General features: G+C 72.3%; 7 protein-coding genes. 5 read left to right on the forward strand and 2 right to left on the reverse strand.

Features of this window, described 5'->3' with window-relative positions; genetic code table 11:
- Positions 1-128 precede the first annotated feature (128 nt).
- Genes ACFFIA_RS19405 through ACFFIA_RS19425 form a run of 5 tightly spaced genes read left to right on the forward strand, consistent with a single transcriptional unit; the run spans position 129 to position 9,903 of the window.
- Positions 129-2,063 (forward strand): CRTAC1 family protein, encoded by a 1,935-nt coding sequence (locus ACFFIA_RS19405; RefSeq protein WP_446686977.1) that lies wholly within the window; start codon positions 129-131, stop codon positions 2,061-2,063.
- Positions 2,060-3,061 carry an enediyne biosynthesis protein gene (locus tag ACFFIA_RS19410; RefSeq protein ID WP_377252893.1) on the forward strand — a complete coding sequence of 334 codons (1,002 nt, stop codon included), beginning with the start codon at positions 2,060-2,062 and terminating at the stop codon, positions 3,059-3,061. Before ACFFIA_RS19405 ends, ACFFIA_RS19410 begins: the two co-directional genes overlap by 4 nt.
- Entirely contained in the window at positions 3,058-8,871 is a 5,814-nt protein-coding gene (locus tag ACFFIA_RS19415) for a type I polyketide synthase (protein WP_377252894.1), read from the forward strand. Before ACFFIA_RS19410 ends, ACFFIA_RS19415 begins: the two co-directional genes overlap by 4 nt.
- 3 nt (positions 8,872-8,874) lie before the next feature.
- Positions 8,875-9,363 carry an acyl-CoA thioesterase gene (locus tag ACFFIA_RS19420; RefSeq protein ID WP_377252896.1) on the forward strand — a complete coding sequence of 163 codons (489 nt, stop codon included), beginning with the start codon at positions 8,875-8,877 and terminating at the stop codon, positions 9,361-9,363.
- A gap of 3 nt (positions 9,364-9,366) precedes the next feature.
- Positions 9,367-9,903 carry a flavin reductase family protein gene (locus ACFFIA_RS19425; protein WP_377252897.1) on the forward strand — a complete coding sequence of 179 codons (537 nt, stop codon included), beginning with the start codon at positions 9,367-9,369 and terminating at the stop codon, positions 9,901-9,903.
- A 135-nt stretch (positions 9,904-10,038) separates the two neighbouring features.
- On the opposite strand, the gene ACFFIA_RS19430 is transcribed toward ACFFIA_RS19425, so the two are convergent.
- Together ACFFIA_RS19430 and ACFFIA_RS19435 are read right to left on the reverse strand one after the other, a co-directional pair.
- Positions 10,039-11,406 carry a cytochrome P450 gene (locus ACFFIA_RS19430; RefSeq protein WP_377252898.1) on the reverse strand — a complete coding sequence of 456 codons (1,368 nt, stop codon included), beginning with the start codon at positions 11,404-11,406 and terminating at the stop codon, positions 10,039-10,041.
- On the reverse strand, positions 11,403-12,389 hold the full coding sequence (locus ACFFIA_RS19435) for a DUF1702 family protein (RefSeq protein WP_377252899.1): 987 nt from the start codon (positions 12,387-12,389) through the stop codon (positions 11,403-11,405). Before ACFFIA_RS19435 ends, ACFFIA_RS19430 begins: the two co-directional genes overlap by 4 nt.
- Between the last annotated feature and the right edge of the window lie 136 nt (positions 12,390-12,525).

Raw genomic sequence — 12,525 nt, forward strand, 5'->3', positions numbered from 1 at the left:
ATCGGCCAATTCGCGGTCGCGATGCTGCCATCCGCCCTGTTGCGCCATCGGCTGCGAGCAAGTCGATGGCACTAACGTAAGGAGACCGTACCTTGCTGGGTCAACGGATACGCTCACTCAGTCCTGGAATCATCGCGATTCTCCTCGCAGCGACGCTCTTCGTCATCATCGACAGCCAGGTGTCGGTCGCCGGGGCCTCGCAGGCCGCTTCGAAATACCGTTTCAAGGAGCTGCCGATCGCCTATCCGGAAGGCTACGACCGGCTGCCCAAGCGGACGGTTCGGAACGTCAATCCCGCGTACTTCAAAATCCGCTCCTGGATCTCCTCGGTGGGCGCCAGCGTCGCGCTCAACGACCTGACCGGTAACGGCCGCGCCAACAGCATGTGCTTCGTCGACGTGCGCACCGACGAGGTGGTGGTGACCTACGCGCCCACCGCGCCGGCGGGGGACCAGTTCGCGCCGTTCCTGCTCGACCCGGCGCCACTGCCGATCGACGACACGATGGCACCGATGGGCTGCGTGCCCGGTGACTTCAATATGGACGGTCGGATGGACCTGATGGTCTACTACTGGGGCCGCGTGCCGATCCTGTTCCTGCGCAAGGCCGGCGTCACCGAGCTTTCCAACGACGCCTACCTCCCGCAGGAGCTGCTGCCGCAGAGTTCGCCGGACGGCCGCTACCACGGTCCTAAGTGGCACACCAACGCCGCGCTGGTCAGCGACCTCGACGGCGACGGCAAGCCGGACATCGTGATCGGCAACTACTTCCCCGAGTCGGACGTGCTCAACGTGCGCGGCCAGGACAACGTCGAGATGAACGACACGCTGTCGGCGGCCACCAACGGCGGCGGCGACCACGTGCTGCGCTGGCTCGGCGGGACCGGCGGGGACGAACCTTCGGCCACCTACGTGCCCGAGCGCGGGGCGATCCCGTTCGACAAGAGCACGGGCTGGACGCTCGGCATCGCCTCCGCCGACCTGACCGGCCGGGGGCTGCCCGACCTGTACGTGGCCAACGACTTCGGCCACGACCACATGCTGCACAACCAGTCCCGGCCCGGGCAGATCAAGTTCAGCTCGGCCATCGGTGAGCGCACTCCGATCACCCCGAAGTCGCTGGTGCTGGGGAACGGCTCGTTCAAGGGCATGGGCATCGACTTCGGTGACCTGGACCGCAACGGCAGCTTCGACATGATGGTCTCCAACATCACCACGGCCTGGGGCCTGGAGGAGAGCAACTTCGTCTGGATCAACGAGGCCGAGAGCGAGTCGGAGATGCTCGAGAGTCTCGGCAAGGGCATCGCCCCGTTCAGCGCACAGGCCCGGCCGCTGGGCATGGCCTGGAGCGGCTGGGGCTGGGACCTGAAGTTCGGCGACTTCCTCAACAGCGGCAACCTCGAGGTCGTGCAGACGCACGGCTTCGTCAAGGGCAAGATCAACCGGTGGCCGTGGCTGCAGGAGATGGCCATGATGAACGACAACCTGCTCTCCAACCCCTCGATGTGGCCGAACATCCAGCCGGGCGACGACATCGCCGGTGACCAGCCGATCGCGTTCTGGGCCCGCACCGAGAGCGGCGAGTTCGCCAACATCGTCGAGCACCTCGGCCTGGACGTGCCGATCCCAACCCGGGGCATCGCCACCGCCGACACGCGCGGCACCGGCGCGCTCGACTTCGCCGTCGCCCGGCAGTGGGCGCCACCAGCCTTCTACACCAACGAGTCGCCGTCGCGGGGCAACCACCTGACCCTGCGGCTCTACCGGCCCGCCCTGGTCAGCACGGGGGACGAGGGCCTGCTCACCCCGGCGTACGACGCGACCGCGAAGGTCACCACCGCGGACGGGCGCAGCCAGGTCGTGCAGCTCGACGGCGGCAGCGGCCACGGCGGCAAGCGCAGCTTCGAGGTGCGCGCCGGCCTGGGCGCCGACAGCGGCCCGGTCACCGTCGACCTGCGGTGGCGCGACATCAACGGCCAGTTCCACACCGCCAGCCAGTCGTTCACCGCCGGGACGCACACCCTCGTGCTGACCGACCGCGTCGAGGAGGTTCCGAACCGATGACCACCACCGTCGAGCGTCCCCAGCCCCTCGGCGCGCCGCCGCCGGCGCCTCCGGTACCCGCCACCGGCAAGCCCGCGCCGGACACTCGCTACCTGGCCCTGCGCAACTTCGCGATCTCGATCAGCATCTTCAACATCTTCGGCTACACGCTCCTGGGCTTCGAGCAGCCGTGGCTGTGGCCCATCCTCGCCGTGCTCGTCGGTTACACCACCGAGATCGTCTTCGAGCTGATCAGCTCCTGGGCCCGCAAGCGTGCACCGCGGTTCACCGGTCGGGGCGCCCGCGGCATGTACGAGTTCCTGCTGCCCTCGCACATCACGGCGCTGGCCTGCAACATGCTGCTCTACGCCAACGACATGTTCCTGCCGATCGCCTTCGCCGTGATCGTCGGCGTCACCGGCAAGCACGTGCTCCAGGCGCCGATCTACGGCCGCATGCGCCACTACATGAACCCCTCGAACTTCGGCATCACCGTGTCGCTGGTCGTCTTCGGCTCCTGGATCTCGATCGCGCCCCCGTACGAGTTCACGGAGAACGTCAACACGTTCTGGCGGATGATGATCCCGATCATCATCGTCACCGCCGGTACCGTGATCAACGCGATGCTGACCAAGCGCGTGGCGCTCATCGTGGGCTGGCTGGGCGGCTTCGCCATCCAGGCGTTCCTGCGCTTCGCGATCTGGGACGTCGCCATCTTCAACGCGCTCGGCGTGATGACCGGTGTGGCGTTCGTGCTGTTCACCAACTACATGATCACCGACCCGGGCACCACGCCCAGCAAGCCGCGCAACCAGTTCATGTTCGGCGCGTCGGTGGCCATGGTGTACGGCGTGCTGATGCTCTTCAACGTCGTCTACACGCTGTTCTTCGCCGTCGTCGTGGTCTGCGGCCTGCGCGGCCTCGGCTGGTGGGTCGCGCACCTGCGCAAGCGGGCCCGCGAGGCCCCCGCGCCGGCCGCCGCGCCCAGCTCCCTGCGTACCGCGGAGACCGTGGCATGAGCGGGCGCAGCGCGCGGATCGCGGTCGTCGGCATGTCCTGCCGCTACCCCGACACCGACACGCCCAACCAGCTCTGGGAGAACGTGCTCACCGGCCGCCGGGCCTTCCGCCGGCTGCCGGACGAGCGGATGAACCACGAGGACTACTACTCCCCGGACCCCGCCGCACCGGACCGGTTCTACTCGGCCAAGGCAGCGGTGATCGAGGGCTTCGAGTTCGACCGGGTCAAGTACCGCATCGCGGGCAGCACGTTCCGCTCCACCGACATGACCCACTGGCTGGCCCTCGACACGGTCGCCCGGGCCCTGGCCGACGCCGGCTTCGCCGACGCGCGAGGGCTGCCGCAGGCAACCACCGGCGTGGTCATCGGCAACACGCTCACCGGCGAGTTCAGCCGCGCGAACATCCTGCGGCTGCGCTGGCCGTACGTGCGGCGCACGGTCGGCGCGGCACTGCGCCAGCAGGGGTGGGACGACACGCGGGTCGGCGACTTCCTCGACGAGCTGGAACCGCGCTACAAGGCGCCGTTCCCGCCGATCGACGAGGACACGCTCGCCGGCGGCCTGGCCAACACGATCGCCGGCCGGGTCTGCAACCACTTCGACCTCAAGGGCGGTGGCTACACCGTCGACGGCGCGTGCTCCTCGTCGCTGCTGTCGGTCGCCACCGCGTGCAACGCGCTGGCCGCGGGAGACCTCGACGCCGCGATCGCCGGCGGCGTCGACCTGAGCATCGACCCGTTCGAGGTGATCGGCTTCGCCAAGACCGGCGCGCTGGCCACGGCGGAGATGCGCGTGTACGACCGCAACTCCAACGGTTTCTGGCCCGGCGAGGGCTGCGGGATGCTCGTGCTGATGCGCGACGAGGACGCGGTGGCGCGCGGCCTGCGCCGCCACGCCGTCATCGCCGGTTGGGGCTACTCCTCCGACGGCAAGGGCGGCATCACCCGTCCCGAGGCGAGCGGGCATCGCCTGGCCATCCGCCGCGCGTACGAGCGTGCCGGGTTCGGCATCGACACGGTCGCGTACCTGGAGGGCCACGGCACGGGGACCGCCGTCGGCGACGCCACCGAGCTGCGGGCCTTCACCGAGGCCCGCCGCGAGGCCGACCCGGACGGCCCGCCGGCCGCGATCAGCACGGTCAAGGGCAACTTCGGGCACACCAAGGCCGCCGCGGGCGTCGCCGGGCTACTCAAGGCGATCCTCGCGGTACGCCAGCAGGTCATCCCGCCGGCGACCGGACACGTCGACACGCATCCGGTGATCGACGTGGACCGGCCGGCGGTACGGGTACCCTCGACGGCCGAGCTGTGGCCCGCCGACAAGCCCGTCCGGGCCGCGGTGTCGTCGATGGGCTTCGGTGGCATCAACGCGCACGTGATCGTGGAGAGCGCCGAGACCAGCCGCCGTACCCGGGTCGGCCCGTCGACCGCCGCGCTCGTGCGCTCCCGCCAGGACGCCGAGCTGCTGATGTTCGACGCGCGTACCACCGCCGACCTGCGGTCCCGGCTGGCCGAGCTGGGTCCGTGGGCGGCCCGACTGTCCTATGCGGAGCTTGCCGACCTGGCCGTCGCCCTCTCCGGGCAGCTGGCCGGGCGGGCGGTCCGCGCGGCCGTGGTGGCCGCGTCGCCGGAGCAGGCGCGGCAGCGCATCGGACACCTCGTCGAGCTGCTCGACTCCGGCGCGGAGTCGGCCGTCGACGCCGCCGGCGGAGTGTTCCTCGGCTCGGTGGGCGACGCGCCCCGGATCGCGTTCCTCTTCCCTGGCCAGGGGGCCGGCCGCCGCGCCGACGGGGGCGCGCTGCGCCGGAGGTTCGAGGAGGTCGACCTGCTGTACCAGGCGTACCGGCCGCCGCCCGGCGCCGACCTGGTCGCCACCGCGGTCGCCCAGCCGCGCATCGTCACCTCCTCGGTCGCCGGGCTGCGCGTGCTGTCGATGCTGGGTATCGAGGCGGCCGGCGCGGCCGGGCACAGCCTCGGCGAGCTGACCGCGCTGCACTGGGCCGGTGCCATGGACGAGCGGACGCTGCTCGCCACGGCGGAGGTACGCGGCCGCATCATGGCCGACGCCAGCGCCGGCGACGGCACGATGGCCAGCATCTCGGCCACCACCGAGGTCGTACAGCCGCTGCTGGAGGGCACCCCGGTGGTCGTCGCCGGCTACAACAGCCCGGTGCAGACCGTGGTCTCCGGCCCGGTACCGGCGGTCGAGGAGGTCTGCGCCCGCGCCGAGCGGCAGGGCCTGTTCGCGACCCGGATCTCGGTGTCGCACGCGTTCCACTCCGAGGCCGTCGCCCCGGCCGCGACGGCGTTCGGCGAGCACCTGCGGGGCCAGAGCTTCACCCCGCTCACGCGGAAGGTGGCCTCGACGGTCACCGGCGACATCCTGACCGCCGACACCGACGTGGCCGAGCTGCTGCGGCGGCAGGTACTCGACCCGGTGCGGTTCAGCCAGGCGGTCGCCCGGCTGGCCGAGGACGCCGACCTGCTGCTGGAGGTCGGGCCCGGCCGGATCCTGCGCGGCCTGGCGGCGGACATCGCGCCGGACCTGCCGGCCATCTCCCTGGAGACCGACAGCATGTCGCTGGTCGGCCTGCTCAGCGCGGTCGGCGCGGCGTACGCCATGGGCGCGCCGGTCAACCACCAGGCGCTGTTCGGCGACCGGTTCACCCGCCCGCTGGAGCCCGGACAGGCGCTGAGGTTCTTCGCCAGCCCGGCCGAGCAGGCCCCGGCCGGCGACTTCGCGACCGCCCGGACCCCGGCCGCGACCGCCGTCGTACCCGAGACGGTCGCGGTGTCCGGCCCCGGTACCACCGAGGGCAGCCTGGAACTGCTGCGGCGCCTGGCCGCCGAGCGGGCCGAGTTGCCGCTGGAAGCGGTACGCCCGGACAGCCGGCCGCTGGACGAGCTGCACCTGAGCTCGATCACGGTCGGCCAGATCGTCAACCAGGCGGCACGGGACCTCAACGTGCCCGCGCCGACGCTGACCTCCAGCTACGCCACCGCCACGGTCGCCGAGATCGCCCAGATCCTCGACGACGCGGGCCGGGCCGGCAGCGCCGTACCGGAGCAGGAGGTGGTGCTGGGCGTGGCGCCGTGGGTGCGCGCGTTCGCCGTGGACCTCGTACCGACCGAGGTGGGAGCGCGGGCCGGCGCGACCGTCGACGGCGGCTGGCACGCGTTCACCACCGGCCACAGCCCGCTCGTCGAGTCACTGCGCGAGGCGCTGGGGCAGGCCCGGCTGGGCGACGGCGTCCTGCTGTGCCTGCCGCACGACGGCCAGAGCGAGCACATCCCGCAGTTGCTGCGTGCGGCCCGCGCGGCCCTGGCGCGGGGCACGGGCGGGCGGTTCGTGACGGTCGGCGACCGCCGCGGCGCCGCCGGCCTGGCCAAGACGCTGCACCAGGAGCATCCGGGGATCGCCACGACGGTGGTCACCATGCCCATGTTCGACCAGATGCCCGAGGCGACCCTGGCGGAGCAGGTGCGGCGCGTGGTCGCCGATGTCGCGGCCACGACCGGCTTCAGCGAGGTGCACTACGACGAGAACGGCGTCCGGCACGTGCCGGTGCTGCGGCCGGCGACGCTGATCCCCAACGGCGACGCGGGGATCGGCGCGAGCGACGTCCTCCTGGTCACCGGCGGCGGCAAGGGCATCACCGCCGAGTGCGCGCTCGCGCTCGGCCGCGACACCGCCACCGCGGTCGGCCTGATCGGGCGTTCCGACCCGGCCACCGACGGCGAACTCGCGGCCAACCTGGACCGGCTGGCCGCCGCCGGGGTCAGGTTCCACTACGCCCGCGCCGACATCACCGCGCTGGACGAGGTCAAGGCGGCGGTGAACGAGATCGAGCGGGAGCTGGGCCAGGTGACCGGTGTGCTGCACGGCGCCGGGCGCAACGAGCCGACCGCGCTCACCGACCTCGACGAGGCGCGGTTCCGCCGCACGCTGGCGCCGAAGCTCGACGGGCTGGAGGCGGTCCTGGCCGCCACCGACCCGCACGCGCTGCGGCTGCTGGTCACGTTCGGCAGCATCATCGGCCGGGCCGGCCTGCGCGGCGAGGCGCACTACGCCACCGCCAACGACTGGATGACCGACCTCACCCGCCGCGTCGGCGAGGACTACCCGCACATCCGGTGCCTGGCGCTGGAGTGGTCGGTCTGGTCCGGCGCGGGCATGGGGGAGCGGCTCGGCGTCCTGGAGTCGCTGACCCGCGACGGCATCGCCGCGATCCCGGTCGAGGCCGGCATCGAGATGCTCAAGCGGGTACTGGCCAGCCCGTCGGCGCCGCGGGCGCTGGTGGTGATGGGCCGCTCCGACGGCCTGCCGACGATCACGCTCGAACGGCGCGAGCTGCCGCTGCTGCGGTTCGTCGACCGGCCGCAGGTGCACTACCCGGGCGTCGAACTCGTGGTCGACGCCGACCTGACCGCCGACGACGATCTCTACCTGCCCGACCACCTGCTCGACGGCGACCTGCTGTTCCCGGCGGTACTGGGCATGGAGGCCATGGCACAGGCGGCCATGGCGCTGACCGGGCACACCAGCGCCCCGGTGCTGGAGGACGTCGAGCTGCTGCGCCCGATCGTGGTGCCGCCGGGCGGTGCCAACACGATCCGGATCGCGGTGCTGGCCGAGCCGGACGGTTCGGTCTCCGCGGTGATCCGCAGCAACGACACCGCGTTCCAGGCCGACCACTTCCGCGCCCGGCTCCGCTACGAGCAGCCGCGGCGCACGCCGGCGCGGCGGGGGAGCGGCGGGACCCGGCTGCTGCCGATCGACCCCGCCCGCGAGTTGTACGGCCCGGTGCTCTTCCAGGGGCGCCGCTTCCAGCGCCTGGTGGGCTACCTGGACCTGGCCGCGACAAGGTGCACCGCCCGAGTCGGCAACCGGCCCGCCGACCCCTGGTTCGCCCGGGTACGCCCCGGCGACCTGGTGCTCGGCGACCCCGGTACCCGGGACACCGTGATGCACGCGTTGCAGTGCTGCGTCCCGGACGCGACGCTGCTGCCCGGCGCGATCGAGCGGCTGGAACTGGCCGACGCGAAGGTCGCCGGCGCCCTGGACACCGTCACGATCCACGCGGTCGAGCGGCTGCGGCAGGGCGACACCTACTACTACGACGTGGACGTCAGCGACGCCGACGGCAACCTGGTCGAGCGGTGGGTGGGGCTGCGACTGCACGCGGTACGCAAGCAGGACGGCACCGGGCCGTGGCTGCCGGCGTTGCTCGGGCCGTACCTGGAGCGGCGCGCCGGTGCGTTCCTGCCGGTGGAGCCGCGCTGCGTGGTACGTCCCGACGACCCGGGCGCGGCCGGCCGCGACGGGCTGCGGGAGCAGACCCGCAACGCGCTCAGCTGGGCGCTGGGCACCGAGACGGAGGTGCGCTACCGGCCGGACGGCAAGCCGGAGGTGCCCGGCGGGATGTCGGCGTCGGCCTCGCACGCGGCCGGGCTCACCTTCGCGGTCACCGCGCGGGCGGCGGCCGTGGCCTGCGACGTCGAGCTGGCCACGGCGCGTACCGCCGAGGAGTGGGAGGGCCTGATCGGCGGGGACGGCCTCGCGCTGGCCACGCTGCTGGCCCGCGAGAACGGCGAGGACCTCTCGGTGTCGGCGACCCGCGTCTGGGGCGCCACGGAGTGCCTGCGCAAGATCGGCCACACCCGGGTCGAACTCGTCGCCGAGCCGAACGCCCCACTGGGGTGGGCGGTGCTGCGGTCGGGCCGGGCGCGGATCGCCACGTTCAGCACCGCGTTGCGGGGCTCCGCCGAGCCCGCGGTGTTCGCGATGCTGGCGGAAGGAGACAGGTGAACCATGGAGTCGTACTACGAGTACCGGCACCTGGTTGGTTTCGAGGAGACCAACCTCGTCGGGAACGTGTACTACGTCAACTACATGCGCTGGCAAGGCCGGTGCCGGGAAATGTTCCTGCGCGAGCACGCCCCCGACGTCCTGGCCGACATCCGCGACGACCTGAAGCTGTTCACGCTCAGGTGCGAGTGCGAGTTCCTCACGGAGATCACCGCGTTCGACGAGCTGTCGATCAGGATGCGGCTGGAGGACCTGACGCAGACCCAGATCGGGTTCGCGTTCGACTACGTCCGGCTGCGTGACGGCTTCGAGGAGCTCGTCGCGCGGGGCCGCCAGCGCATCGCCTGCATGCGCGGTCCCAACACCGACACCAGACCCACCCGGGTACCCGACTCGCTGCGGGCGGCGCTGGCGCGCTACAGCGCTCCGGCACCGGTGGCCGCGCTGGCGGGCACGGGCGGCCGGGTTCTCGAGACCGCCCGGGAGGGCTGAGCCATGACCACGGCGGAACAACGGCTGGCGCGCACCGAGCGGCGGCGCGCGGGCGAGGTGCACCACGCCGAGATGCGGGCGGTGATGGGCACGTTCGCCACCGGCGTCACGGTGGTGACGTCCGGGCGGGACCTCCCGCATGGCATGACCGCGAACGCGTTCACGTCGGTCTCGCTCGATCCCGCCCTGGTGCTGGTGTGCGTGAAGCGAACCGCGGTCATGCACGCCACGATCCTGACCAACGGTACGTTCGCGGTGTCGATCCTCGCCGCGGACCAGGAAGGGCTGGCGCGCTACTTCGCCAGCTCCGGCCGGCCACGCGACGAGCGGGAGTTTCGGACGGTGGAGTGCAGCCCGGGCACGCACACCGGCGCGCCCATCATCGACGGCAACGTCGGCTGGGTGGAGTGCAAGCTCGCCGCGGTCTACGACGGCGGCGACCACTCCATCTTCCTCGGCTCGGTGCTGGGGATCGGACGCGGCGAGCGCGGCGACGCGCTGGTGTTCCACACTGGACGGTTCGTGGAGCTGGCTGCCTGAGCGGGGGTCAAAGGGCCGGGCAGGTCACGGGCATCGTGACCGGCCCGGCCCTTCGGCGTTCCGCCTTGGACTCCACATCGGACAGACAGCGGCGCGACCGGCGGAAGCCGCCGGTCGCGCCGCGGAGAAACGGGATCAGGCCTGGTGTACGCGCATCGGCAGGCCGCCGCGCACCCGCAGGGTCAGCATCGGCTCGGGTACGACCCGGTAGTCGGGCACCACCGACAGTCGCAGCCGGCGGGCCACGCAGGCGAGCACGAACACCGCCTCCATGAGCCCGAGGTTGTTGCCCACACAGAAGCGCGGACCCGCACCGAACGGGATGAACGCGTAACGCGGGCGGTCCACCGGCCGGTCCGGGTCGAACCGGTCCGGGTCGAAGCGGTCGGGGTGCGGCCAGAACTCCGGATGCCGGTGCAGCGTGTACGGGCACAGCACCAGGTCGGCGCCGGCGGGTACGCGGTAGCCGCCCACCACGTCGTCGGCTCGGGCGATCCGCGGCAGCAGCCACACCGGCGGGTACATGCGCATCACCTCGTCGACGACCATCGCCGTGTACTTCAGCCCGTGCAGGTCCTCGTACCGGGGGAGGCGGTCGCCGAGGACCTCCACCGACTCGGTGTGCACCTTCTCCCACACCTCCGGATGGCCGTCGAGCAGGTAGAAAGCCCAGGTCAGCGTGCTCGCGGTGGTCTCGTGCCCGGCGAGCAGCAGGGTCACCAGCTCGTCGCGCATGCGCTGGCGGGCCACCGCGGGATCGGTCTCCAGGCTCGTCGACTCGATGAGCCGGGACACGACGTCGTCGCGACCCGCGGTGCCGCCGGGCTCGGCCCGCCGGGCCGCCACCAGCCGATCGACGATCTCCTGGAGCTGCGCGCGGGCCTGCCGGAAGCGCAGCTGCCGCGGCAGCGGGACGGCGGTCGGCACGGCGCCCAGCGACATCATCTCGAAGATGGCCTGATCCTGCACCGCCTCGAAGGCTTCGCCGATGCCGGCGTGCTCGCTCAGGTCGGTGTCGAGCAGCGTACGCCCGAGCACGCCGAGGGTCAGCTCGGTCATCTCGTGGCGGATGTCGACCGGACCGGCGCCGACCTGGCGCTCCAGCCGCACCGCCATGCGCTCGGCCTCCTCGGCCACCGCGCCGGCCTGCCGGGCGATCCGGCGGGCCTGGAAGACCGGCTGGATCACCCTGCGCTGCTTGTGCCACAGCTCGCCCTCGCTGGTGAGCAGGCCGTCGCCGAGCGTGCGGCGGGCGTGCACGAGGCCGATGCCCTTGCGGTAGTTGTGCGGGTTCTCGGCCAGCACGTGCTTGGCGTGGTCCGGATGGTTGAAGAAGTACAGGGTCTTGGGGCCCAGCGGCAGCCGCACCGCGTCGCCGTAGCGGGCCGCCATCGCGCGCATGACCTCGAGCCGGTTGCGGGCCATCTGGAAGAGCAGGCTCGGCGCGGCCAGGTGCAGCGGGCCCGGCGGCCGGGTCCGGCGCGGATCGGCCACGGCGGTCATCGCCCGACCCCTACGTGCGCCCGGAACCGCTCGGCGATCGACTGCCGCCACACCTCGTAGGCGGGCAGCCCGGATGGCGCCGGCCGGGCCGGCAGCAGCTCGTCGGTGACCCGTGCCGCCTCGGCGACGCTCGTGCCGCAGAAGACCCGGGTGGCGAGTTCGTTGTGCGCCACGACGAGGCCGGCGCGCTGCCGCGCCTGCGCGGCGAAGGCCGCGGCCTGTGCCACGAACGGGGCGTGCTCGCCGGAGCGGTGCAGGAACAGGCGCAGCTCCCGCTCGGTGCAACCGCCGGCGTACGTGGCGGCCAGCCCGGCCCCGCTGTAGAGGTCCTGGTGGCGGGCCGCCGGGAAGGCGTCGATGAGGTCGGCGGCCACCGCGGGGTCCGAACCGGCGACGAACCAGGTGGCCCGGCCGATGCCCTGGTCGACGACGCGGGCGGCGTACGCGGCGGGCCCCTCGGGCGGCCACGGGAAGGGCCGGGACGGGCGGCGCTCGATGACGTACTCGCGCGTGCGGAAGTACGCCTGGTGGAAGCCGTACCCGTCGAGCACCAGCCAGCGCAGCAGCGGGTCGGTCGCGGCGGCGGCCGCACGGCGCCACAGTGGACGCGGCAGCCGCGCCATGGCCCAGCCGATGCCGACGTAGGCCATGTAGATGTGTGGATCCCCTGGCCCGGCCAGGAACGCGGCGCTGCGCCACGGCCGGGTCGGCGTCAACGTGTCGACCAACGCGAACCCCATGGCCGCGCCCTCGTAGGCGAAGCCCCTGAACCGGGTGGGCAGATCGGCGAGGTCGGCGTCGACGTCGGTGACCCGGCGCGCGCCGGCGGCCGAGGAGAGCCCGGCCAGGAACGACGAGCCGACGGTCTCGAGCACGGTGCGGGCCTCGGGTCCCTTGTCGTGGAAGCCACGGGTCGAGACGAACGTCTCGGAGATGTCGGGGGTGAAGACGCGGCGCCGCAGCGCCCTGATTGGGCCAGCCACCTGACTGCTCCGTTCATCCAAGTTGGACGGTCCTCTAACCTGATTCTTCCGGCCCTCCCGTGTGCCCGACCACTCCCGCGTTGCCCTGCTGACCAGGGCGGAGGCGTCATACGGCACGCACGAAGAAGCCGCCTAC

The sequence above is a fragment of the Phytohabitans kaempferiae genome, assembly GCF_042433955.1.
Classification (GTDB): domain Bacteria; phylum Actinomycetota; class Actinomycetes; order Mycobacteriales; family Micromonosporaceae; genus Phytohabitans; species Phytohabitans kaempferiae.

Excerpts from the sequence above, each read along its gene's own strand:
- ACFFIA_RS19410 (WP_377252893.1), top strand. The coding sequence starts at position 2,060 with ATGACCACCACCGTCGAGCGTCCCCAGCCCCTCGGCGCGCCGCCGCCG.
- ACFFIA_RS19415 (WP_377252894.1), top strand. The coding sequence starts at position 3,058 with ATGAGCGGGCGCAGCGCGCGGATCGCGGTCGTCGGCATGTCCTGCCGC.
- ACFFIA_RS19420 (WP_377252896.1), top strand. The coding sequence starts at position 8,875 with ATGGAGTCGTACTACGAGTACCGGCACCTGGTTGGTTTCGAGGAGACC.
- ACFFIA_RS19425 (WP_377252897.1), top strand. The coding sequence starts at position 9,367 with ATGACCACGGCGGAACAACGGCTGGCGCGCACCGAGCGGCGGCGCGCG.
- ACFFIA_RS19430 (WP_377252898.1), bottom strand. The coding sequence starts at position 11,406 with ATGACCGCCGTGGCCGATCCGCGCCGGACCCGGCCGCCGGGCCCGCTG.